The sequence below is a fragment of the Glaesserella sp. genome (assembly GCF_041814905.1).
Classification (GTDB): domain Bacteria; phylum Pseudomonadota; class Gammaproteobacteria; order Enterobacterales; family Pasteurellaceae; genus Glaesserella.
Genome location: NZ_JBGXYA010000040.1, coordinates 17077 through 41667, shown reverse-complemented (window position 1 = coordinate 41667; position 24591 = coordinate 17077). Strand labels below are relative to the sequence as shown.

Annotated in this window: 22 protein-coding genes and 1 riboswitch; of the genes, 3 read left to right on the top strand and 19 right to left on the bottom strand. The window is 41.4% G+C overall.

Annotation, left to right across the window (positions count from 1 at the left end; translation table 11 throughout):
- Positions 1–10: 10 nt before the first annotated feature.
- The 8 genes from tolA to ACEYJ7_RS06280 all read right to left on the bottom strand — a co-directional run bounded on the left by tolA (position 11) and on the right by ACEYJ7_RS06280 (position 6191).
- Positions 11–1225, bottom strand: a complete 1215-nt coding sequence (tolA, locus tag ACEYJ7_RS06315) for a cell envelope integrity protein TolA (protein WP_373778232.1) — start codon at positions 1223–1225, stop codon at positions 11–13.
- Between the two features lie 16 nt (positions 1226–1241).
- The gene (tolR, locus tag ACEYJ7_RS06310) at positions 1242–1682 is read right to left on the bottom strand and encodes a colicin uptake protein TolR (RefSeq protein ID WP_373778231.1); all 441 of its coding nucleotides are present in this window, start codon (positions 1680–1682) and stop codon (positions 1242–1244) included.
- A 146-nt stretch (positions 1683–1828) separates the two neighbouring features.
- Positions 1829–2509 (bottom strand): protein TolQ, encoded by a 681-nt coding sequence (gene tolQ / locus ACEYJ7_RS06305; RefSeq protein WP_373778230.1) that lies wholly within the window; start codon positions 2507–2509, stop codon positions 1829–1831.
- A 33-nt stretch (positions 2510–2542) separates the two neighbouring features.
- Complete coding sequence (gene ybgC / locus ACEYJ7_RS06300) at positions 2543–2932, bottom strand: tol-pal system-associated acyl-CoA thioesterase (protein WP_373778229.1); 390 nt, start codon at positions 2930–2932, stop codon at positions 2543–2545.
- Positions 2933–3081: 149 nt separating this feature from the next.
- Positions 3082–3369, bottom strand: coding sequence for a cyd operon protein YbgE (gene ybgE, locus ACEYJ7_RS06295; protein WP_373778228.1), 288 nt, complete (start codon positions 3367–3369; stop codon positions 3082–3084).
- 11 nt (positions 3370–3380) lie between these two features.
- Positions 3381–3479 carry a cytochrome bd oxidase small subunit, CydX/CbdX family gene (locus ACEYJ7_RS06290; RefSeq protein WP_373778227.1) on the bottom strand — a complete coding sequence of 33 codons (99 nt, stop codon included), beginning with the start codon at positions 3477–3479 and terminating at the stop codon, positions 3381–3383.
- Positions 3480–3490: 11 nt separating this feature from the next.
- Positions 3491–4627, bottom strand: coding sequence for a cytochrome d ubiquinol oxidase subunit II (gene cydB, locus ACEYJ7_RS06285; RefSeq protein WP_373778226.1), 1137 nt, complete (start codon positions 4625–4627; stop codon positions 3491–3493).
- 13 nt (positions 4628–4640) lie between these two features.
- Positions 4641–6191 carry a cytochrome ubiquinol oxidase subunit I gene (locus ACEYJ7_RS06280; RefSeq protein ID WP_373778259.1) on the bottom strand — a complete coding sequence of 517 codons (1551 nt, stop codon included), beginning with the start codon at positions 6189–6191 and terminating at the stop codon, positions 4641–4643.
- A 418-nt stretch (positions 6192–6609) separates the two neighbouring features.
- Here ACEYJ7_RS06280 and ACEYJ7_RS06275 point away from each other — a divergent pair, with 418 nt between their 5' ends.
- A complete protein-coding gene (locus ACEYJ7_RS06275) occupies positions 6610–6945 on the top strand; it encodes a DUF5339 domain-containing protein (RefSeq protein ID WP_373778225.1) in 336 nt (111 codons plus the stop codon).
- A 93-nt stretch (positions 6946–7038) separates the two neighbouring features.
- Here the strand turns inward: ACEYJ7_RS06275 and ACEYJ7_RS06270 are convergent, their stop codons facing one another.
- From ACEYJ7_RS06270 to hemC, 4 genes are read right to left on the bottom strand one after another with little or no spacing between them, the layout of a single operon-like run.
- A complete protein-coding gene (locus tag ACEYJ7_RS06270; RefSeq protein WP_373778224.1) occupies positions 7039–8286 on the bottom strand; it encodes a heme biosynthesis protein HemY in 1248 nt (415 codons plus the stop codon).
- A gap of 10 nt (positions 8287–8296) precedes the next feature.
- Complete coding sequence (locus ACEYJ7_RS06265) at positions 8297–9688, bottom strand: uroporphyrinogen-III C-methyltransferase (protein WP_373778223.1); 1392 nt, start codon at positions 9686–9688, stop codon at positions 8297–8299.
- A gap of 20 nt (positions 9689–9708) precedes the next feature.
- Positions 9709–10467 carry a uroporphyrinogen-III synthase gene (locus ACEYJ7_RS06260; RefSeq protein WP_373778222.1) on the bottom strand — a complete coding sequence of 253 codons (759 nt, stop codon included), beginning with the start codon at positions 10465–10467 and terminating at the stop codon, positions 9709–9711.
- A 5-nt stretch (positions 10468–10472) separates the two neighbouring features.
- Positions 10473–11399, bottom strand: a complete 927-nt coding sequence (gene hemC, locus ACEYJ7_RS06255; RefSeq protein ID WP_373778221.1) for a hydroxymethylbilane synthase — start codon at positions 11397–11399, stop codon at positions 10473–10475.
- A gap of 264 nt (positions 11400–11663) precedes the next feature.
- On the opposite strand from hemC, the gene adhE reads away from it, so the two are divergent.
- Positions 11664–14279 (top strand): bifunctional acetaldehyde-CoA/alcohol dehydrogenase, encoded by a 2616-nt coding sequence (gene adhE / locus ACEYJ7_RS06250; RefSeq protein ID WP_373778220.1) that lies wholly within the window; start codon positions 11664–11666, stop codon positions 14277–14279.
- A gap of 335 nt (positions 14280–14614) precedes the next feature.
- Positions 14615–14739: riboswitch (glycine riboswitch) on the top strand.
- Between the two features lie 102 nt (positions 14740–14841).
- Complete coding sequence (locus ACEYJ7_RS06245; RefSeq protein WP_373778219.1) at positions 14842–16206, top strand: alanine/glycine:cation symporter family protein; 1365 nt, start codon at positions 14842–14844, stop codon at positions 16204–16206.
- Positions 16207–16268: 62 nt separating this feature from the next.
- On the opposite strand, the gene rlmC is transcribed toward ACEYJ7_RS06245, so the two are convergent.
- The 7 genes from rlmC to ACEYJ7_RS06210 all read right to left on the bottom strand — a co-directional run bounded on the left by rlmC (position 16269) and on the right by ACEYJ7_RS06210 (position 24560).
- Positions 16269–17435, bottom strand: a complete 1167-nt coding sequence (gene rlmC / locus ACEYJ7_RS06240) for a 23S rRNA (uracil(747)-C(5))-methyltransferase RlmC (protein ID WP_373778218.1) — start codon at positions 17433–17435, stop codon at positions 16269–16271.
- Positions 17428–18450, bottom strand: coding sequence for a beta-N-acetylhexosaminidase (gene nagZ, locus ACEYJ7_RS06235; RefSeq protein WP_373778217.1), 1023 nt, complete (start codon positions 18448–18450; stop codon positions 17428–17430). The genes rlmC and nagZ overlap by 8 nt, the downstream gene beginning before the upstream one ends.
- Before the next feature lie 47 nt (positions 18451–18497).
- On the bottom strand, positions 18498–19238 hold the full coding sequence (locus ACEYJ7_RS06230) for a TerC family protein (RefSeq protein WP_373778216.1): 741 nt from the start codon (positions 19236–19238) through the stop codon (positions 18498–18500).
- Positions 19239–19315: 77 nt separating this feature from the next.
- On the bottom strand, positions 19316–19996 hold the full coding sequence (gene mutH / locus ACEYJ7_RS06225; RefSeq protein ID WP_373778215.1) for a DNA mismatch repair endonuclease MutH: 681 nt from the start codon (positions 19994–19996) through the stop codon (positions 19316–19318).
- Positions 19997–20054: 58 nt separating this feature from the next.
- Positions 20055–21734, bottom strand: coding sequence for a DNA repair protein RecN (gene recN, locus ACEYJ7_RS06220; protein ID WP_373778214.1), 1680 nt, complete (start codon positions 21732–21734; stop codon positions 20055–20057).
- Between the two features lie 142 nt (positions 21735–21876).
- A complete protein-coding gene (locus tag ACEYJ7_RS06215) occupies positions 21877–23814 on the bottom strand; it encodes a prolipoprotein diacylglyceryl transferase family protein (RefSeq protein WP_373778213.1) in 1938 nt (645 codons plus the stop codon).
- Positions 23802–24560 carry a hypothetical protein gene (locus tag ACEYJ7_RS06210; protein WP_373778212.1) on the bottom strand — a complete coding sequence of 253 codons (759 nt, stop codon included), beginning with the start codon at positions 24558–24560 and terminating at the stop codon, positions 23802–23804. The genes ACEYJ7_RS06215 and ACEYJ7_RS06210 overlap by 13 nt, the downstream gene beginning before the upstream one ends.
- Between the last annotated feature and the right edge of the window lie 31 nt (positions 24561–24591).

Genomic DNA, 24591 nt, shown 5'->3' with positions numbered 1-24591 from the left:
TCTATGTGTTTTATTGAACTCTTAAACTAAAACGAATAACAGGAGATTTATATTTATTATAAATTTCATCTGTTGACGCCCTTGGTACATCTCTTGCAGAGGTGATAGCACTTGATGCCGCACGACAAATATCTTCCGGTCCGGACATAACTTGATAATTGGAAATTCGACCATCGCGTTCGATAAATAGTTTCACTCGGCACTCTCTTCCTCTGAAACTATCTTCAACACGATAAAAACGCGCCAATTTCCGTTTAATCAGATTCTCATAACCACGATCATCTAATCCGGTACCATCCCCAACGCTTTTTGCATTACCGGTTCCTTGTGAACCTGCTTTATTTTGGTTACCTCCGGCACTTGTACCACCACCGATATCACCACCGTCTAACAATTGCTGCGCTCTAGCGGCATCCTTAGCCTTCGCTTCTGCAGCGGCCTTCGCTTTCGCTTCTTTTTCTGCCTTCGCTTTCGCATCAGCTGCCGCTTTTTCTTTCGCTTCTTTTTCAGCTTTCGCTTTAGCCTCTGCCTCAGCTTTAGCCTTAGCTTCCGCTGCTGCCTTTTCTTTGACTTCCTTCTCTGCTTTCGCTTTTGCTTCAGCCTCTGCCTTAGCTTTTGCCTCTTGTTCTGCTTTTAATTTCTGCTGTTCTTCCAGTTTCTTCTGTTTTTCCGCTTCTTTGGCTTTACGTTCTTCCTCTGCTTGCTTTGCGGCGGCTTCTAAACGTTTAGCTTCAGCTTCTGCCTTTAATTTGGCTGCTTCCGCAGCTTTTAGACGAGTTGCTTCTTCCTCTTTTTTCTGTTGTTCTTGTTTTAACAAGGCTTGTTTTAATTGCTCTTGCTTACGTTGTTCTTCTTTTAAACGTGCTTCTTCTTGTTTTTTTTGCTCAGCTAATGCAATCGCTTTCTCTCTTTCTTGCTGTTGAACAATCTTTTCCTCTTCCGGAGTTGGTTTATCTTCCACGACTTCCTTTTTAGGCTCTTCTTTTTGCTCAACTTTAGCTTGAACACCCTGTTTTTGCGCTTGTAAACGACCATACTCGGCAGACACCTGACCGGTATCGACCATAACAGCATCTATAGCATCACTGTCACCACCGCTGCCGCCCGCTGCCGGTTGAATCATATTTGTAAACAGAGAACCCAGCACCAACAATCCGATTAACAACAAGTGCAATAGAATTGAAACAATAACTGCCAGTTCTAGTCTATCGTTTTTAGATTTCACACATTATCCTTGCTGACTATTTACCTGCAGTCATTAAACCAACCGATTTGATCCCTGCATCTTTTAACAATGAAATGCCTTTCATCACTTCTTCATAAGGTACATCTTTAGCGCCCGCAACAAGAAATAACGTATTATTATCCTTTTGAAAAGCATCATTGGCGTATGTGACAACTTCTAGCTCCGAAAGAACATCTTGTTGATTGGCTTGGACGTAATTCCCATCGATTTTCAATTTATATAATCCAATACCTGAAATTTCTAAAATCACAGGAACTTTATCTTCATTAGAAACCGATTGACTATGACGATCTTCCGGTAAATCTACTTCAACACTTTGACTAATAATCGGCGCTGTTGCCATGAAAATCAGTAAAAGCACTAACAATACGTCCAAAAACGGGACGATATTAATTTCAGATTTAATGTCATTACGTTTACGACGACGGTAAGACATATTTTCCTCTTTCTATTCTGTATAAGGGACGAATCCCATCAATAATCCGATTACAAGCGGTCAGTTACGAGCCATAATTTGCAAAAATTGCAATTGGGATACCAGCTCTTTCGGCAGTACAATCTACCGAACATAGCGACACAAACCTATTTTTTGGCAAAAACCTGACGGTGTAAAATCGTTGTAAATTCATCAATAAAGTTCACATAACTCTGTTCTAATTTACCGACTTGTAAATTCAAACGGTTATATGCCATTACTGCCGGAATTGCTGCAAATAAGCCGATGGCGGTTGCAATTAATGCTTCGGCAATCCCCGGAGCTACTGATTGTAAAGTTGCTTGTTTAACCGCACTTAGCCCCATAAATGAGTGCATGATTCCCCATACCGTACCGAATAAACCAATATACGGGCTGATAGAACCGACTGTGCCTAAAAACGGAATATAGTTCTCAAATCCTTCTACCTCACGATTCAAAGCCAGATTCATTGCACGAGTAGAGCCTTGAATAATCGATTCCGGTGAATCCGGATTTGCGTGACGTAGCCGGTTAAATTCTTTGAAACCGACATAGAAGATTTGTTCAGAACCACTTAAACCTTCACGACGATTTTCTAAACCTTCGTGTAGGCGGTGTAAATCTTCACCTGACCAAAAACGATCTTCAAAAGCTTGAGAATCTTTCTTTGCTTTGCTCAAAATACGACTACGTTGAATAATAACAGCCCAAGATAAAACGGAAAACAACATCAAAATAAAGATAACAATCTTAACAACGATGCTTGCTTCCATAAACAATGAAACTAAATTAAATTCAGTTGGCATTTAGTTAAACTCCAAATTAAAAATACGAAAAATTTATACTTTCTGAAAAGCCTGTTTGATTTCATCCGGTATTGAGACTGGCTTCATTTTTGTTAAATTTACACTGGCAACAGTCACCACCGCTTCACTTAAACATTCTGTATCACGCCATAAACGTTGTTGAAAAACAACTCTGACACCTTTTACCTCTAATAAGTTCGTTTCGACGAGCAAGGCGTCGTCTAATCGTGCTGCAATCTTGTAGTCAATTTCCATTTTTTTGACCACAAAAGCCAATGACTCGGCAAGCATTTTTTGTTGAGAAAAGCCCAAATTCCTTAAATATTCAGTTCTGGCACGCTCAAAAAAATGTAAATAACGCGCATGATACACCACTCCACCGGCATCGGTATCCTCATAATAAACTCGGACAGGAAATTTCACTTTGCAAAAACCTATTTATATCCCAAAACGAAAAACGCCCAGAAACCAGGCGAAAATTGTCGAACATTTTAGAGAGAGAAGTGTTGTTGTGCAAGCTCTTTCCTTTGCAGAGAAGCAAAAATAGTCAAGCTTGTATAAATTCTACTTTATTAAACTAAAGTGATATAAAGAAGTGACGGAATCACAATCAAATAACCGAGTAACGGAAGAAATATCGTTTTCCATAAAGTTGTTCTGATCTCAAATCCGATTCCATGAGTCCACAAAATGGTCATTCCGTAAAAAACTAAAACAGCCGAATATGGGATATTTCCGCCGAAATGTTTCGTAAAAATAATTGAATTGCTCAAAATCATAAGAAACATCGCGGTTGCAGAGATAAAAGAAAGGGCTCTTACCCAGCCCTTTCTTGTTAAGTTATAGAGTGAATTGATCATCCTGCTCTTGCCTATTCATCAAATTTACCTGTTTTTTCAATACTGATCGTAATGACCGTTGCAAACAGGATAGCAAGTAGAACACCAAATACCCACGTTACATAAAACATAATAGTTCTCCTTAGTATAAGCTTGTACTTTTTTCTTCAATGTATTTTGCATCAAGGCGACCATACATTTTGATATAAGTCCAAATAGTATAAGACAATACAAGCGGAACAAAGATACAGGCAACGATAAGCATAACGGTTAATGTATTTTCACTTGCTGTTGCATCCCACATTGTTAAACTCATCTCAGGATGAGAAATGGAAGGCATAATGAACGGGAACATTGACACGCCCGCAGTTAAAATAATACCCGCTTGCATAATTGATGATGCAAAAAATGCTAATCCCGAATTATTTGCTTTTGATGCAACTACGGTGAGTAGTGCGCCAACCACTGCTAATGCCGGAATAATAAATAATACCGGCATTTCAAAATAGTTTTTAAACCATGCACCACTCTCTACTGCGACTGTTTTATTTGTGAGTAATGACTGCGCATTATGATCTAACTCACTTGTGATAACAAAACCGTTTTTAAAGTATAAAAACACGCCTGCTACTAAGAATGCAATTAATGTCGCTAACGCAGTAACTTGAGCAATTCCTCTCACTCTGTTACGCAGTTCACCCGTTGTTTTCATTTGTAACCAAGTTGCACCTTGAGTAGTTAACATCATAAAACTGACAAGACCACACAATAATGCAAACGGATTTAATAAGCCGAAGAATGAACCGGTATAAGTTACCTGATTAATATCATTAAAGTGGAAAGGTACGCCTTGTAATAAATTACCGAATGCCACACCAAAGATTATTGATGGAACGAAACCACCAATAAATAATCCCCAGTCCCAAGCATTTCGCCATCTTTGATCATCAATTTTCGCACGATATTCAAAACCTACCGGACGGAAAAACAGCGCAGCTAAGACAAGGATCATAGCGAGGAAAAATCCTGAGAACGAGGTTGCATAAACCGTTGGCCACGCTGCAAAAATAGCTCCGCCCGCGGTTAACAGCCATACTTGGTTACCATCCCAGTGAGGGGCGATTGAGTTGATCATTACTCGACGCTCTACATTGCTTTTACCAACTACGGGTAATAGGTTTAACACCCCCATATCGAAACCGTCAGTCACAGCAAAACCAATTAACAATACGCCGATTAAAATCCACCAAATAAAGCGTAGAACTTCATAATCTAACATTTTTAACTCCTACTTATTTCGTAGATTGTTCAAAGTGATAACGACCTGTTTTCAATGAACTTGGACCTAAACGGCCATATTTGAACATTAAATACATTTCAACCACTAAGAATAGTGTATATAATCCACACAACAGTCCGATTGCAATCCAAAGATCCGTTGTGGTTAATGCAGAATTCGAGACACCTGTCGGTAACATATTATAAATTGCCCATGGTTGACGACCATATTCTGCTAAGAACCAGCCACTTTCAATCGCAATCCATGGAAGAGGGAGCCCCCATAATAATGCTTTCAGCACAAGAGGTTTAGAGCCCACTGTTCCACGTACATTTTGTACAAATGCAGTCAAAATGAGCAATAGCATTAAACCACCGGAGGCCATCATGATACGGAATGCCCAGAAAGTCGGCCCCACATTAGGGATAGTATCTGAAGCGGCTTTTTGAATTTGTTCTTCTGTCGCATCAACTACTTTATCTGTATAAGCTTTCAATAACAAACCAAAGCCAAGATCATGTTGTACGGCTTTAAATGCTTCTTTGTCTTCTGCCGTATAGTTACCTGAACGAAGTTTTTCTAATAATCCATAAGCAACAATACCGTTACGAACTCTGTCAACATTTTCAGCACGAAGATCTTTTAATCCCTTGATTTCCTTAGTTAAAGAACGAGTTGCAATGATACCTGCAGCATAAGGAATTGAAATCGCAAATTCATTTTTCATTTCTGCTGTGTTTGGAATTACAACTACATTCCAAGCTGCCGGAGCAGGATGAGTTTCAAATTCACCTTCCATTGCAGCTAATTTAACCGGTTGGGTCTTACCGATCTCATAGCCGGATTCATCACCCATTACGAGTACCGCAATAATTGCCATTAAACCAAAACTAGCACCTACAGAAAATGAACGTTTAGCGAATCCTAAATCACGACCTTTTAAAATATAGTAAGCGCTGATACCCAACACAAACACCGCACCACAAGTGTAACCCGCAGTTACTGTATGTAAGAATTTAGACTGTGTAACAGGGTTTAATACGAGTTCAGAGAAGCTAACAAGTTCCATACGCATAGTTTCAAAGTTAAACTCTGAACCTATTGGGTTTTGCATCCAACCGTTAGCAACTAAGATCCACATTGCAGAGAAGTTAGAACCAAAAGCAACTAAATAGGTTGCTAATAAGTGTTTACCTTTTGATAAACGATCCCAACCAAAAAAGAAAAGACCAATGAAAGTAGATTCTAAGAAGAATGCCATTAGGCCTTCAATTGCTAATGGAGCACCAAAAATATCACCTACGTAGTGAGAATAATATGACCAATTCATACCAAACTGGAATTCCATTGTAATACCAGTTGTTACACCGAGAGCAAAGTTAATACCAAATAACTTACCCCAGAACTTTGTCATATCTTTATACACTTCTTTACCTGTAGTCACATAAAGTGTTTCCATCACAACAAGCACGAAAGAAAGACCTAATGTAAGCGGTACAAATAAGAAGTGATAGAGAGCAGTTAAAGCAAACTGCAAACGTGAGAGTTCAACAACGTCTAACATCTCAAACCTCTTTATATACAAGTCTGAACTATCGATTACAAGATAAGCAAGTAATCACCCCAATAAACTTGACTAGGCATAAAAACAGTTACGATATACCTAAATGTCAATGTACTATTTTACTCGTAAAAGCCTAATTTAAAAATAGCAAAATTATTACATTAATCACATTTTCTTGTTAAATATTTAATTTTTGTTAATTTTTCATCAGTTATCTATTGATTTAGGTCAATATTTTAAATTTTTGTTAATTTTATTAAAAAATAATATCAAAAAAACAATTATCTATAACAAGTAATTTTTGTTCATGATTCAATCAAATTTAAGCAAATAGATAGTGACACCGCCCAGACTTTTTGCTAGGATCCAGCCGTTTACAAAGGGGTAAGTTAGCCAATTATTAACTACAAGGAAAATTATGACGACAAAGCTCTTCCGTTCGATAGTAATTACAAGTGGGCTTCTGGTTATTGCAGCAAACGTTTCTGCAACTGAACTTAAGACATCATCACTTTCTATTGCTAAAACACAGTCTTCAGGTAAATTACCTCAACAGTGTCAACAAATGTTTAAAGAAATTGATAATTTGATCGCCGGAGCAGAAAAACAGCCAGGAACTCATACTCAGGTTGAGAAAATGAAGAATAAGTTATCTACCTCTAAGCAGCAGATCCTCAAAATGGATATAGCAATGCAAGAAAAAAGTTGTGATAAAGGTTTAATTGCCTTGAATAATCTGAAGCAAAAATATTAATTATAAAAAAGCTGAATTATTATTTAATTCGACTTTTTATTTTGTAAATTAAATAAAAAATCCTACTCTAATAGTAGGATTTTCTTATTTTAATTACTCAGCGTTATTAGGTAAAGCTAATATTTCTTCATTCTTTTTCGCTTCCACATTTACCTCTTTCAGGTTTTCTTCGCGTAATCTATCAGCAAAAATCTTATCATGGGTCTGTTCCGCAACATAAAGCGCCATAATACGATCGTTTATCTCACATTCATGATGATCAAGTAATTGTACGAAATACGGTTTAGCCTTATCAAACAAACCACTACGGGCATAGATATAACCTAGTGAACGAGCATAATCATCAGTATAATTATTAGATGCTTTCTCACCGCGTTTCACTAATACTTTTACTAACTTACCATCCTCATCCGCCTGCAAACGAGTAAACTGTTTAAATAATAAAGTAAGTTGCTCATCTTCATATTTCTTCAATGTTTCAAGTGCAATATGTTCTGCTGACTCATGATCACCACTATCAATTAAACGCTTAATGAGACCGACTCGAGTATAAATGGAACGACGGCGGCGACTCGGTTGATTATCCCACCATTTTAGTAACCCTTCTTGCCCTTCTTCATTTTGAACTTCATCCAATAAACCGTCATCAACTTTATGTTCAAGCTGCTCATATTCTTTATCGGATAAAAAGCTACGTTGACCGATATTTTCAAGTACGTCGTCTAATGCTTTAAAAGCTTTCGATTTTTGATAAATCTCGATCGCCAAACGTAATGCATCTGTATTATTAGGTGCAAGTTCTAAAAGGCTATCTACAGTACTACGGGCTGCAGGCAATTTATTCTGCTGCAATAAAATACGCGTACGGGCAAGCTCTACCGCTACACTATTCGGACCAGCAATTTTTGCTGCTTCAATAAGGTATTTATTTGCACTTAACTCATCACCACGCTGTTGAGCTGCCTCTGCTGCTTTAATGAAATTTAATACAGGCTCGTCAGAATGTTTGGCATTCTTACCAATTAACTTCTCCGCTTTTGAATAATCGCCTTCAGTCATTTTCATCAAACCTTCCAGAGTTTGTTGTTGTGCCTTTTTACGTTTACGATTACCAAACCATTGGTAAGAATCTCGACTTAAGCGTAAAAGGTAAGTCACAACCCACTCAATTGCATAAACAGCCGCCATGGCAAGAGCAAAAAAAACGATAAGCATGACTAAGCTCATCTCAATAATTTTGCTATCCGTTTCAATACGAACAGATCCTTGATGACCGGCAATATAAGGTCCGACAATCAAACCAAGTAGAACAAGTAGCATTAAAAAGAGAACTCGAAACATAATCTATCTCCTATTGTGCTGTTTGCGATTGTTGTTCGGCTTGAGGCTGAGCCGACTCGGTATTAGTTTCTTGAGAAGGTGTTTCAGCAGATTTTTCAATTTTCAACTGCTCTAGAGATTTCTCTTCTTCAATTTGGATTTTACTCACCAGCTTCGGCGTTTTATTCAATAATTGATCCAACAGCGACAAACTGTGTAAACGATTCGGCGCATCAATATAGATTGATTGCTCAATTAAATCATCCACTTCATTTAAGAAGTTTTTTACATTTTCATTTTGTACATCAAAATAACTTCTTACCCACGTACTTACCGCTTCAAGAGATTGTTTATACAGTTCATTTTGCTGGCGAGGAATTGTCAAAATAGCAATTTGTAAACGCAAGCGAATATTTTCACGTAAATAAATTTCTTGATTCGGTGCAATAAAAACTTTGTCGTTTATACCGCCTTTATCGCTGATCCGAATAAAATGACTTAAGAAAGAATCTGCGCTTTTTTCAATATTTTGTTGCCAATCATCAATGGAAGAACTCACTTCGCTCGTTTGTAATGAACTTTCTTGCCCTTCATCGTCAACCATTGGCATATCGTCAACTAAGTTCGCCAACTGAGCAAGTCTTTGCATTAAGTTATTTTGGTCAACCTTATTTAAACTCGCCAGTTGATTCAAATCGGCTTTAATCGCATCACGAATAGGTAAAATAGCCGGTTCTGCCACTTGGCTTAACACGGTATCGGCTTCAATTAATAAACTTCTCGTCGTATCAATATCATTATCCAATACCATTTTACGCAAAGCGTTATTAAGTAAAAAATCCGCGTCAGACAATAACCAAGCCGTTGGCTCTGCCTTCGGACTTGAACCTAATTTTTGAATTTGAGATTGTAAGTTATTGATTTGCTGAGTATAGATGGATTGTTCACGTTCTAATTGAGAGATCCGTTCAACGAATTGTTGGCTTGCAGTTTCAAGCTGTGCGATCTGTACTTTTTCAGCATCAAACGCAGGCAGTTCAACCGTAGCCGGCGGTGTCGCTTTGATTTGTGATACTTGATTATTTAATGCACCGATTTGCTGTTCCACCGCTGCAAATTTACCATTAGTAAGAAAATGACCGGCACCACCGATACCTAATGCAACGAGTAATGCCAATATCGCAATCGCCTTACCGCCGGATTTCTGTTTCGGCTCTTCCTGCTTAGCTTTAGAGTAAGGTGTATCAGCGTCGATATCCTTAGTCACTTCAGACTCAACGGATTCCTCGGATTGATTTGCAAATTTTTGGGAAGAACTGACCGCTTGTTCCGAACCGATTTCCTCCGGTAAAGCAGTATCCACCGTCTCTACCGCTTGCTCTACTGCATCGACTGTCTCTTTCTTTTTACCCTGTTTTGACATAGCTCCCACCTATTCTAAGTTTAAAATTCTCTATGACTTAAAAGCGTTTCAAGCAAACTATGATTATCCGCCTTTTCTGAAATTCTAATTTTATCCGCATTCCATTTCAACGTTTTCGCTAACCTTGCGATCCTTTGCCCGACAACGACAAGCCGGCATTGCATTAACCATTCACGATCATTATCCGCAACCTGCTCTACTAATATTTTTAAAATATCACCGCTGGTAATGACAATTGTATCGACGCCTGCTCTCTTGGATAAACTGATCTGCTCGCTTAAATCATTATCAACCATGATACGCTGATAGCATTCAATAGGTTGTACATTTGCTCCGCGTATAATAGCTTGTTCCGAAAATAGCTCTCTGCCTGAATCGGCCCTTAATATCACAATATTTTTACCGGATAAATGATGCATTTCAGGTAGCTCCAATAAGCCTTCGCTGTTTTCGGATTGTATCGGGTAACGTACTGCATATTCTATCGTTGATGAAAAATAATTAGCGGAAGCTTGCCCTATCGCAAAATAATTTACATCGCTCCGCCAAGAAAATCCTGTCTGCTTTAATGCTTCATCTGCAAAATCTATCGCATTTTTAGAAACGGCAAAAACATAGTCTCCTGCGTTAAGGCGAGATAAATACGAAGGTAATTGTAATAATTCTCTACCGGCTTCTATTGTGAATAAGGGTTGATGAATAGCAAAAATATGTCTTTCTGCCAGCATTTCCACCAAATTTTTGCCACGAAGATCCGGACGCGTCACTAATACATTCATCTTAATTATTGTCGGTAAATATCCTGCAAAATTTTATCCGCACCTTGGATTAAAAGCTGTTCTGCAATCGAAATTCCAAGCTGCTCCGCAGCCTGTACTTTAGCTGTACCACTTGCTCGAATAATGGTTGAACCGTCTAATGAACCAACCAAGGCATTCAAACTGATTTCATCTCCGTCTAATTGTGCAAATCCCCCGATAGGTACTTGACATCCACCTTGTAAACGTTTATTCATCGCTCGCTCAGCAATAACACAACAAGCCGTTTGTGGATGATTTAATGCATTTACGTACTCTAGCACGTGTTTGTCGTCAATACGAGTCTCAATTCCCACAGCTCCTTGTCCGGCGGCGGGTAACGATTGTGTTATCGGAATAAAACTACGGATACGTTGTTGTAACCCCAAACGAATTAAACCTGCCGCAGCAAGAATAATCGCATCATACTCCCGATTATCCAGTTTATTTAAACGCGTACCGACATTGCCGCGTAATGATTTTACTTGTAAATGCGGATAGGCTGAAACCAATTGACATTGACGACGTAAGCTAGAAGTTCCGACCACCGCACCTTCAGGGAGTTCATCCAAACTAGCGTAATGATTTGAAACAAATGCATCGCGGGGGTCCTCCCGTTCACAAATCACGGCTAAACCTAAACCTTGAGGAAACTCCATCGGCACATCTTTCATTGAATGCACAGCTAAATCGGCTCGCCCTTCCAATAACGCTGATTCAAGTTCTTTTACAAAAAGACCTTTACCACCAATTTTAGCAAGAGGTGTATCCAGAATAATATCGCCTTTGGTGACCATCGTAACTAATTCAACCGACAAATGCGGAAAACGTTGTTCCAAAGCATTTTTTACAAAATTAGCTTGCCATAACGCGAGAGGACTTTGACGTGTTGCTATTCTTAAAACTTCTTTCATTAATTATATTGCTTTGTATTGCATGAAAATTCTTAATATCCTACCACTATTTGTTTGTTCTGCCAAAGATTCCGTATTTTTCCTGTTTTAATTTTTTCATTAATGTTGCCGAATTGTTTCATTCACTTTGCAAAGATGATAACTGTTATCAAAAACTTGATGTAGATCACAAATAGCGTAAAGAGCGTATGAATTAAGAAGTAAAATTACTCCAAATGAGTAATAATTAACCTAGTTAAAATTAATCACGAGAGGAAAACTACTATGGCTCAAAATGCAAAATCTGTACAACCGTACGATGCTCAAGCTGAAGTAAACGAACTTGTCGGAAAAGGTTTAGTGGCGTTAGAAGAATTTCGCCAATTAAATCAGGAACAAGTAGATTATATCGTCGCGAAAGCATCCGTTGCGGCACTCGATAAGCACGGCGTTCTTGCTTTACACGCAGTAGAGGAAACCGGTCGCGGTGTATTTGAAGATAAAGCGACGAAAAACCTGTTTGCCTGTGAATATGTGGTGAATAATATGCGCCATTTAAAAACCGCAGGGGTTATTAGTGAAGATGATGTCACCGGTATTACCGAAATTGCAGATCCTGTCGGTGTTGTTTGTGGTATTACCCCGACAACTAATCCGACCTCTACCACGATTTTCAAAGCGTTAATCGCTCTCAAAACCCGTAACCCTATTGTCTTTGCTTTCCACCCTTCCGCACAACAATGTTCAGCCCATGCGGCGCAAATCGTTTATGATGCGGCTGTCGCTGCCGGCGCTCCAAAAAACTGCGTCCAATGGATTAAAACTCCATCAATGGAGGGAACATCGGCGTTGATGAAACATCCGGGTATCGCCACTATTCTTGCTACCGGCGGTAACGCTATGGTAGAAGCGGCATATTCATGCGGTAAACCGGCGTTAGGGGTCGGTGCGGGTAACGTCCCTGCCTATGTCGAAAAAACCGCCAAAGTCAAACAAGCGGTTTACGATATCGTCATGTCCAAATCATTCGACAACGGTATGATTTGCGCCTCTGAACAAGCAGCTATTGTCGACAAAGAAGTCTATGACGAATTTGTGAAAGAAATGCAATCTTACGGTGTTTACCTCGTCAATAAAAAAGAGAAAGCATTACTTGAGAAATATATTTTCGGTGTTGATAAAGCGGATAAAGCCAGCTGCTCAGGAGCTAAATTAAATGCCGCCGTGGTAGGTAAAGCGGCTGCTTGGATTGCCGAACAAGCCGGTTTTACCGTTCCGGCAAACACCAATATCCTGTTGGCCGAATGTAAAGAAGTCGGTGAGCTTGAACCTCTTACCCGTGAAAAACTCTCACCGGTGCTAGCCTTATTAAAATCCGACTCTACCGAACACGGCTTGGCGCTTTCCGAAGCCATGGTGAACTTCCACGGTTTAGGTCACTCGGCGGCAATCCATACACAAAATAAAGAATTGGCAAAAGAATTCGGTAAACGTGTTAAAGCTATCCGCGTTATTTGGAACTCACCGTCAACCTTCGGCGGTATCGGTGACGTCTATAACTCCTTCCTCCCGTCTCTCACGTTAGGATGCGGTTCTTACGGTAAAAACTCTGTAGGCAACAACGTCAGTGCAGTCAATCTCTTAAATATTAAACGTGTGGGCAGACGGAGAAATAATATGCAATGGTTTAAAGTTCCATCCAAAATCTACTTTGAACGTGATTCGATTCAATACCTTAAATCCATGAAAGATGCGGAAAAAGTGATGATCATCACAGACCGTTCCATGGTGGATTTAGGCTTTGTCGACAGAATTACCGAGCAATTACGTTTACGTCGCAACAAAGTCACTTACCAATTGTTCGCTGATGTCGAACCGAACCCAAGCATTGAAACCGTACGTCGCGGTACGGAGTTAATGCGCAGCTTCCAACCGGATACCATTATCGCACTCGGCGGCGGTTCTCCGATGGATGCGGCAAAAGTCATGTGGTTATTCTATGAACAACCTGAGGTAGATTTCCGTGACTTAGTCCAAAAATTCATGGATATCCGTAAACGTGCGTTCAAATTCCCGCAATTAGGCCGTAAAGCGAAATTCGTCGGTATTCCGACAACATCCGGTACAGGTTCCGAAGTTACACCGTTTGCGGTCATCACCGACGGCGATATTAAATATCCGTTAGCCGACTACTCGCTCACACCGACCGTAGCAATCGTTGACCCGGCACTGGTTATGTCCGTACCGTCACACGTTGCCGCCGATACCGGTTTGGACGTGTTAACGCATGCGACGGAAGCTTACGTGTCTATTCTCGCGAACGACTACACCGATGGTTTGGCATTACAAGCAATCAAATTGGTGTTTGAAAATCTTGAAAAATCCGTCAAAGAATTTGATGAAGTCGCCCGTGAAAAAATGCACAACGCCTCAACCATGGCAGGGATGGCATTTGCTAACGCCTTCCTAGGCATCTGTCACTCAATGGCACACAAAATCGGCGGTAAATTCCATACCGTTCACGGTCGTACCAATGCGATTCTTCTCCCGCACGTCATCCGTTATAACGGTACCCGTCCGACGAAAGTCGCAACATGGCCGAAATATACCGATTATGTGGCGGATGTTCGCTACCAAGACATTGCAAAAATGTTAGGCTTACCGGCAGCAACACCGGCTGAAGGTGTAGAATCGTTCGCGAAAGCGGTTCACGATCTTGCGGTTCGTTGCGGTGTAAAAATGGCACTGAAAGATCAAAACGTTGATGAAAAAGCCTTCTTGGCAGCTCGTCATGAATTAGCACTCAACGCGTTTGAAGACCAATGTACGCCGGCAAACCCTCGCTTAGCGATGGTGGCCGACATGGAAGAGATTATGACCAAAGCTTACTACGGAAAATAATCTGTTATCTAATCCGATAATAACCCAAACCCCGGCGGACTGCCGGGGTTTTGTTTTGATACAAGCGGTCTGTTTCGCCTGACATTTTGCAAAAATCCGCGTTTCTCCAACTTACCCTGCGAAATTGTTGAATCCGATCAATTTCCCTGCAACCAATCGCCTTTCTTCGGCTTATTTGATTTTTAAGATATTGACTCGCCCTAAAGAATTGTTAGAATTCGCACCTCTTTTTAATTTAAAAAGAATGTTCGGATGAAGATAGCTGGAGAGTGGGCGAATTAACCCCACACCGACGAGGTAAACTCTTTCAGGTGCGACAGCGAGGACAGCTAATTGGACGAACCCTTGGAGAGATCCAATCTGCACAGCAGAAAATGGACGCCGAAGGCGCAAGCGGTCTGATTTAAACAAAAATTTGCAAAACCGTGAAACGCTCAGGCAAAAGGACAGGGGAGAAAAGTTATCTATACAAGCGGTGCGTTTTTGTCAAAAATCAGCAAAAAGTGACCGCTTGTTTCCGTCTTTTCTTTCCTTGTAAGTCGTTTTTACGAGGAACTTATCAATGTCAATCGACACAATTCTTAGCACAATCAACGGTATCGTTTGGGGGCCGCCGCTGCTACTTTTAGTCGCCGGTGTCGGTATTTATTTCACATTAAGGCTCAAACTCCTTCAATTCGTTCAGTTACCACGTGCGTTTAGTTATATTTTCCAAAAAGAGAAAGGCAACGATCAATCCGGGGACATTTCCGCCTTTGGTGCATTGTCCACCGCATTGGCAGCAACTATCGGCACGGGGAATATCGTTGGGGTCGCCACCGCCATTCAAGCAGGCGGACCCGGAGCGGTGTTCTGGATGTGGCTTATCGCCCTTTTCGGCATGACGACCAAATATGCCGAATGTCTGCTTGCAGTGAAATTCCGTACCCGCGATAAAGACGGCTTTATGGCAGGCGGACCGATGTACTATATCGAACTCGGAATGGGACAAAAATGGAAATGGATGGCAAAACTGTTTGCGGTTTTCGGGATTATGGTGGCTCTGGTCGGGGTCGGGACTTTTCCGCAAGTCAACGGGATTACCCATGCCGTTAATGATACCTTTAATGTACCGATTTCCGTCACGGCGATCATTTTAACCTTAATTACCGCCGCCATTATTTTAGGCGGGGTGAAACGCATTTCCCAAATTTCGATGGTTATCGTGCCGTTTATGGCAATTGCTTATGTATTAGCCGCACTTTTTATTTTAGCGATTAATTACGACAAAATCCCTGCGACCATTACACTGATTGTTGAAGCAGCGTTCAATCCCCAAGCGGCTTTAGGCGGAGCTGTTGGCTTTACGGTCTTAAAAGCGATTCAATCCGGTGTTGCACGTGGTATTTTCTCCAATGAAGCGGGTTTAGGTAGCGCACCGATTGCAGCGGCAGCGGCTCACACAAAAGAGCCTGTACGCCAAGGGCTGATCTCCATGACCGGTGTATTTTTGGATACGATTATTGTCTGCTCAATGACCGGGCTTGTGATTGTCATGACTGGCGTTTGGACAGGCCCCACCGCAGGAGCCGGCTTAACCAACCTCGCTTTTGCAGAAGGTTTAGGCAGTTCTATCGGCGCAGTGATTGTCACCGTCAGTTTGATTTTTTTCGCCTATACGACGATTCTCGGCTGGTGTTATTACGGCGAACGCTGTTTTGTGTACTTAACCAACGGCAGAACCCGAGGGATTAAAATCTATCGCACGGCGTTTATCGGCTTTATTGCGATGGCACCGTTTATCCACTTAAATACCATCTGGACGATTGCCGATATCGTTAACGGCTTAATGGCGTTCCCGAACTTAGTCGCCTTGGTGGCACTGCGTCATGTGGTGATTGAAGAAACCAAAAACTATTTTGAACGTTTAAAACAAGGTTTAGTTTAGTCATTACAAGCGGTCGGTTCGGCAGATTAATTTGCAAATTTTTCTCAAAAAAAGACCGCTTGTTAAGATTTTCTGACTAAGAATGTTAATGTTTCATAATGTGCCGTATGGGGAAACATATCAAATAACCGGACTTTTTTGAGTTCATAATCGCTGAGTGAGGCAAAATCTTTTGCCATGGTTTCTGCATTACAACTGGAATAAATCAAGTAAGGCGAACCGAGTTGATTGATAAATTCGGCTAACGGTTTGCCGATTCCCCGTCTGGGCGGATTGACAATCACGAGATCGGGGGTTGTTCCTTGTTCATTCAAGGCAAATTGAGCCGAGTCTAACGAGGCAAATTTGACGTTTTGTAAGCCAAGCTGTCGGGCGGATTTTGTGGCACTGGCGATGGCAGAGGCAGAAATCTCAATACCCGTGAGTGTCACATTCGGATTGTTGGCTTGTAATGTGTTGGCACAATGTAGCCCAAACCCCCCGACACCGCAGAACAGATCCCAAAGTTGCGTAATCGGCAACGCTTTTATCCACGCTTGAGCCGTGTAATAAAGTTGGCTGGCGACTGTAGGATTGGTTTGGAAAAAACCTTGAGGACGAATAAACAGCGGAATTTGATTAAAGCGTTCTTCTAATATTTGTTGCTCAGTCAAAAAAATCTCTTGTTCACCTTCCAAAATCGCAGAATGTTGCGGTTGTATATTCAGACTCACCACCGATTTTTCAGGCAGTTGAGCCAGTAATATCGGCAATTCACGCTCGACAAGCGGTCGTTTTAGATCACTTCTTAACACAAAGCGGATCATCAAAGATTGATTATACTGACTTTGGGTAATCAAGATATATTTGAGTTCGCCCCGTTTTTTTGCCACGTTGTAAGGCACAAGCCCAGCACGCCCAATAAAGGTTTTCAGAATAGGGAAAAGTGGCGTAAAGGCTTGCGGATAAAGCGGACAATCCGTTAAATCCGTTCCTGTGCCGTCGTCGTTTAAAATGCCTAAAATCGGACGCTCAACGCTTCCTGTGACCACCATTTTGGCTTTGTTACGAAAATGTGCCAAAGGCGATGTAACCGCAGGTAAAAATTCCGTGCTTTGCAAAAGATAAGGCGAAACTAACCGCTTGAGATCAACGGTTTTCTCTGCTAGTTGTTCGGTATAGCTTTTATGAAGCCATTGGCACGAATTGCAGCGGTTCTGTTCAAAATGGTGGCAGTTGAGTTTAGGCATTCTGGGTTTTCCATTCCAACCATTGATCTTGAAGTGTAGCAAGCTGTTGATGAGCCTGTTGCCAACGTGGGCTGGCTTCCAGTTCTGACCAACCGATCGAACGGCGTTTCATTAGGCTTAAGTGGCGTTCTTTCTGCGTTGGGGTAGGCTGATATTTCAGGTTATCTAACACTTGTACCACGCCATCAGGCTCGTTGCAGAGTAGCAACAAATCACAACCAGCTTGTAAGGCTTTCTCGCTTCGTTCCACATAGTTCCCCATAAACCCAGCGCCTTTCATTCCTAAATCATCAGAGAAAATCACGCCGTTAAATTGCAACTGCTTGCGTAAAATCTCTTTCAGCCAGTAACTTGAACCACTGGCAGGTTGGCTGTCACACTGGGTGTAAATAACGTGGGCAGGCATAATTGCCGATAATTTTCCTTTGGCGATCAGCTGTTTAAACGGCTGAATGTCCTGATTAAAGATGGTTTCTTTTGGACGATCATCAAAGGGCGTTTCAAGATGAGAGTCGGCAATAACGTGACCGTGACCAGGGAAATGTTTACCTGTGGTTGCCATACCGATTTCTCGCATACCGTCAATAAAGGCTTCGGCGACAGGTAGCATTGTGGCTACATTTTCCCCAAATGAACGATCGCCGATTGCTTTGCTACAATGTCCTAAATCCAGCACCGGAGCAAAACTTAAATCAATATCTAATGCAAACATTTCAGCCGCCATCAGCCAGCCTGCTTCTTGAACAAGTTGCAAACGGTCTAATTGTAAAAAAGATTGCATGGCAGGCAATTTGGTAAATCCTTCACGGAAACGCTGTACCCGACCACCTTCTTGATCGACGGTAATTAGTAATGGCTTTTTCACCCGTTGACGAACAGATTGAATCAACGCCTGCAGTTGCGCTTTATCGTGAAAATTTCGAGTAAATAAAATAAGTCCTGAAACGAGCGGATGTTCAAGCAATTCTTGCTCTTCTTGAGTCAATTCATAGCCGACCAAATCAATAAGTAACATAATTCCCCTTAAATTAAAAAGCCCTCAATGTGAGGGCTTATTTTACATTATTCTTGCTCTTTAATTTGATGTTTTGCTTGGTTCTTACGCATTGTGATATTAAGGAATTCCACAATTACCGAGAAGCCCATCGCTGTGTAAATCGCTGATTTAGGAATGTGAATATTAAACCCTTCACCGACTAACGCAACACCGATTAAAATTAAGAAGGCGAGCGCAAGATTTTTAATGGTTGGATTATTATCCACAAAATCACCAATAGGTTTTGCCGCAAACATCATCACACCCACCGCAATCATAATTGCAATTACCATAACCGGAATGTCATCCGCCATACCGACCGCCGTAATAACCGAGTCTAATGAGAAAACAATATCCAAAATAGCAATTTGTATTAAGATCATCAGATAATTGGCTTTTTTAGCTGCATTGCCTTGTTCACCGTGTTCTTCACCTTTCACTATCTCTATTAACTCCATAAAACTTTTCACAATCAGGAATAAGCCACCAAGAATTAAAATCAGGTCGCGACCGGAAACCGGTTTATCCATTATTGAGAACAACGGGTCAACCAAGCGCATTATCCATGCCAGAGAAAGCAGTAGTAAAATACGGGTTCCCATGGCCAAACCAAGACCGATAATACGAGCCGATTGGCGCTGTTTTTCAGGCAAACGGGAAACTAAAATACTAATGAAAATAATATTATCAATACCTAGCACGATTTCCAGTGCCGCTAAGGTAAAGAGCGCGATCCAAGCTTCAGGGCTCGCTATCCATTCAAACATAAAATGTCCTTAAACTAAGAATTAACTGATTACTGTTTCTGTAAAAATTGCACATCATATAGGGAGCAATGCCGAAATTAAAGATCTGAATGTAAAAAATTTTGTAAAATCGTTGTGGTAAAGTTTTTGCGTAAATAAAAACCTAACGGCAGAGATTGAATTTTTTCTCCATATCGATTAATTGCACCGGCTAACGCTTTGCTATTACGCCCTTTCGGACGCAGTTGCAGAACCTCACCTAAAGTGGCATTAATTTCATTTAATCGCCCTAATACGATAAGCTCCATCAGTTCTTCCCAATCTTGTCTTAATTGTTTTTCCTGATCTGCCGTTGGCGACCATAAAATCGGTTGACCAATATGGCGCTGGCTTAAGGGAATGGTACGCGTACCCTCAACGGGGATCCAAAGTACCCGTTGTAATTTGTGCTTAACATGAGAGGTTTGCCAAGTAATACCGTGATTATGGGTCAGAGGTGCAAGACTCACAAAGGTTGTTTCAAGAGGAACCCCTTGTGCATTAACCGGAATAGTTTTAAGTTCAATATTCAGATGGGCAAAATCTTGTTCTGCTTTACTGCCTGCTTTTGCGCCCAAGGCCGTCTCAATCAACATACCTACCCAACCTTTATCACGACGTAAATCCGGCGGTACCGGTATGTTAAGTTGCCCGGCTATCTCACTTAAAGTAAAACCCGCCAACCAGCGGGCTTTATCAAGTAGTTCAGATTCGGTTGATGAAAAGGTGGCAAGTTGCATAATAAAAAAGATAATTTGGACTTTTATAAAATCTATATGTCTTTCTATTCTACCTTGTTTATTCTACTTCCACCAAATTCAACATTTCTTGTGCATTGGCTAATACGGCATCGGTAATGGTTGTTCCGCCTAATAATCTTGCCAAAGCGCCTACCCGTTCTTGTTGAGTAAGTAAACTCATTCGGGTTTCTGTTTGATTATTTTCTATTTGTTTCTGTACATTAAAGTGATGATGACCGTGGCTTGCCACTTGCGGTAAATGAGTCACGCATAACACTTGGCATTTTTTACCCAGTTGACGAAGTAATCTGCCGACAACCGTTGCGGTTGGCCCGCTGATCCCAACATCGACTTCATCGAAAATAATCGTTGGTGTTGAAAGTTTATTCGCCGTTAAGACTTGCACCGCAAGGGAAATCCGAGATAACTCACCGCCTGACGCAATTTTTGCCAATGGTTGAGCTTGCTGACCAAGGTTACTGCGCAAATTGAATTCAACAAAATCCGCACCGTTTGCTGATAATTTATCGGGGTTGTGTTTTACTTCAATAAAAAATTCTCCGTTTTCCATAGCCAATTGTTTAATCTGCTGAGTCACTTGCTCGGAAAGCTTTTGCCCTGCTTCAACACGCTTTTGATAAATCTGCCGAGCCAACTCAATACAAGTTTGATACGCTTTTTTCTCATCAATAATCAATTGCTCTTCATTATCTTCAAAATCAAGCAGTTGCTGTAATTCCGCTTTTAAAATTAAATGGTGTTGATGCAATTCTGTGGTCGAAACATGATGTTTGCGCGCAAGCTGCATAGCTTTGCCAATACGCTCATCCAATTCTTCAAGGCGCTCCGGATCTTGTTCAATCCGATTTGCCAGACTATTGATTTCCGAACCGGCTTCTTGAATTTGAATTAATGCGTCATTAAGCATATCCAATGCCGATTGGTAATGGCTATCGATTTCTGCAAGCTGTTCCAAATCGCGAATTGCGCCATATATCAATGAATCCGCATTTATCTCATCATCAATCAAGCGATTTACGACTGCTTGGGATAATTCTGTCAACTGTTCCGAATTTGCAAGGCGGGACTGCTCTTCTTCTAATTGTTCAAATTCCCCCTCTTTAATGGCAAATTCATCCAATTCATCCACCTGATATTGCAACAGTTGCTTGCGAGCTTCATTTTCTTGGCATTGTTGATGAAAATTTTGCACCTGTTTATATAGTTTCCGCCAACCTTGATATTGTGTTGCCATTTCCGCCAACAACAAATGTAAATTCGCATAGTTATCCACTAATTCCAGTTGGTAATCACTTTTTAGTAGAAGTTGCGGGGCGTGCTGACCATTCAAATGGATAAGGTATTGCCCAAGTTCTCGTAGTTGTGAAACAGGAATTGGGTGATTATTTACAAAGGCTTTGGAACGTCCTTCTTGATTGATCATTCGACGTAAAATGCACTCTTGCGGGTTATCTTCATCAAGTAGCTCGTGTTCCTTTAACCATAAATACGCCGGGCTGTTCGGTTGCATTGAAAATGTCGCCGAAATGTCCGCTTTATCCGCACCATTTCGGATCATCGAACTTTCGGAACGATAGCCTAAACATAAGCCCAGTGCGTCAATACCGATAGACTTACCCGCCCCAGTTTCCCCTGTAATGACGGACATTCCTTCGTTTAATTCAAGGGTTAGGTGGCGAACAATCGCAAAATTATTGATGGTTAATTGAGTTAGCATAAGAAAATACCCATACAAGATACTGTATAGGCATATAGTAAACCTGTTTTTATAAACAGTAAATGGGATTTGCAAAATTTTTTAGAGGCTATCCTAGATAAAACGATTGAAAAACCGACCGTACTTTGTATTTAGTTCATTTTTATTCCTGCGTTAATCTTGAAAACTTCGCGTTGCTGTACGGGAAGTCTAAACCGTACACGCATAGAATAATGATGAAATAAATCATGGCATTAAACCATAGGGACGGTGTTAGTCCGCCGGCGCTTAACGGTGGTGAAGGTATGCAGGTAAAAACGATACCGCTCAAAATAGAAAGTAGGGCGAGCCATTGATAAACGCGCATTCCGATAAAATACGGTGTTTGCGGTTCACCACGTAGGGACTCTTCCACAAAACGGAATGCGCCGTTGAGAATCAAATAAATACCGGCAATAAAGGCGGCGGATGTTTCCAATGTGGTTAAACGCCATAAAATAAAGAAAGTAAAAAAGTTTGCCAGCATCGAATAAAATTGGGTCGGATAAAGATTTTTGCCTTGCCAACCCGCCAGTTTATTGACTCTGGATTTCGGATGATAAAAACGGATGCCGGCGATATGTGTCGGTTTGCCGTGGCAGCAACCTTGCACCAAGCAGCGGCAGCGTCCCCAAAATTGAATCGGACTGGCGGCAAGCGCGGCAACCGCCATTAACTGCCATAAGTCGATTGCGGAAAACAGCGCGATCAATATCACCGTGAAAATCACCCCCAGCACGCTGCCATAGTAGCCGAAAGGACGTAGTAACATTGACGAACCTTCCACCCATTGGGCCCATAATCCCGCTCCGACAAAGCCCGCGATACCGATAGCATACAGTACCCAAAGTTGCTCGGGCATAAAATAGCCCATAATCAGAAACCCGCAAAATCCGCCGATTGCCGCATAAAATCCGTGATTAATCAACCGCACTTTGCCTCTGCGCCATTCGTGCCACGAATTGGAAATATTTTCGCATAGACGGAGTAAATAAAGGTATACGGGTACACGATAATGACTGAGCCAATAAGCGATAATACCGAATAATACATCGGCAATCGTATGGCTTTTGATGGTCAGGCAGCTTACCACAATCAAAGCACTGAACAGCCATATAATGCCACTGTAACGGTTATAACGAAGTCCGTAATAACGACCGACCATTAACGCCCAAAAGACGTGAAAAGAAGGAAGGGCTGCAACGGCGCCGTCCGTTTCGCGGTTCAAGTTGATTAAGCGGGTGAAAATATCGTTGTCGGTGATCGGTTGATAGTCCACCGCCGCAGGCACAACCAAATAGCAGTAGAAAATGAGCGCCATCCCCGTATAGGCTTGCAAAGCGAATGAACGCGCCTGTTGCTGTGTCGGCAGAATAAACGGTAACAGCAGCGCCAAAGGATAGAGTGCAATGTAAAACAGCACCGTCCAACTGATAAACGGAACCGCCTGATCGAGTGCGATCTCGGTAAAAAATACGTCTTTACCGTTCCCGATAAAAATAAAGGCTTCGTAAATCACGAACCAAGGCAAAAATACGGTCAGCAACAGGCTACTTTTTTGTTGCAAATTGAGCGCTTGTAAGCTGTTTGACGGCAAATCAAACCAAGTACGGTGTTGTTCGGGTTGGTTGTGGAAATGTTTTTCAATGATTTCCCGCTCGAAGCCTAATACATAAGCCGCAATAAACAAGACAAAAAGCGGTGAAACCAACCAAAATCCAGAGGAAGAATCAAAATACAAAGATAATCCGAAAGAAATCAGCGCCGCTCCCGTATAAATCGGATGACGAAACAGACGGTAAGCGCCGCGGGTCACATAATTTTGCGGCGGGAAGGCATTCATCGGCAAGCCGCGACCTAGTTTCCATAAACCTAACATCGCCCAAAGCATTAAAGCAAGACCGCTCAAAGCCAATATTAAGCCCCAATAGGGAAATTGCGGAACGGGGATCTGCACGCTGCTTTCCGTATGTTGCGCCCAAACCACCAGTAGCAACGGCAAACCGAGGCAAAAAACGGCGCCATAAATAATTTTTTGCAGTGTAATTTTTATTTTTTCCATAATACCCTCTCGTATAAAGCAAAGCCTTTTTCCGTTTGATTGGCAACACTCAGTTCCGCCTCGCTTTTCCACTTGCTTTCCCAGCTTTGCAGGAATGATTCTTTGATAAAAAAACGTAGGAATTTAAAACGCTCGGTAATTTTAACTAAAGGTTCATCCTTAATTATCATCGGTCGGCGGAAATATAATGACAGTTGCTTTTCTTTAATTAATAAGACGTTATCGTTGATTTCAAAATTTTTAATCAATTCTCCGTTCCAAATCAGTTTTTTCAGCGTTGTTTCCCCCAGCCATTCGATCCAAACGATACTGTGGTTGGCGGATAAAAAACGTCCCCAACGTAATTCGCTAATAGGAAGAAGCCATGGTGCAAAATTCATTTCTAAGGTTTCCGCATAGCCTAACCCACGATAAGTTTGTTGTGCAAATTCCAATTCAAAATCCGCTTTTGCCGTATGGCAATGCCAAATTAAACGACGCCTGCCCCGTTGATATAACGTAAGCGGTGAGATGTGACTTAAAGGCAGCCAACTACCGTTGAAGTTCAGCTTATTGTGTCTGATTTGGGCGTCGGATCTTTTAAGACGGCTTAAACGCCGATGTTCGAGGTTTTTACCGTTAAGCTGAGTAATAATGGATGAATAGGGGATGGAGATGCCGCCGATAGTTAAAGCAGCATCGTAAATGATAAATAAATTTCCCTGTTGATCGATTCCGTCAAAGTAATGCTTTTTCAGATGAAACATCGGATCCCCCTTTTCGAATAAAGTGTGGTCA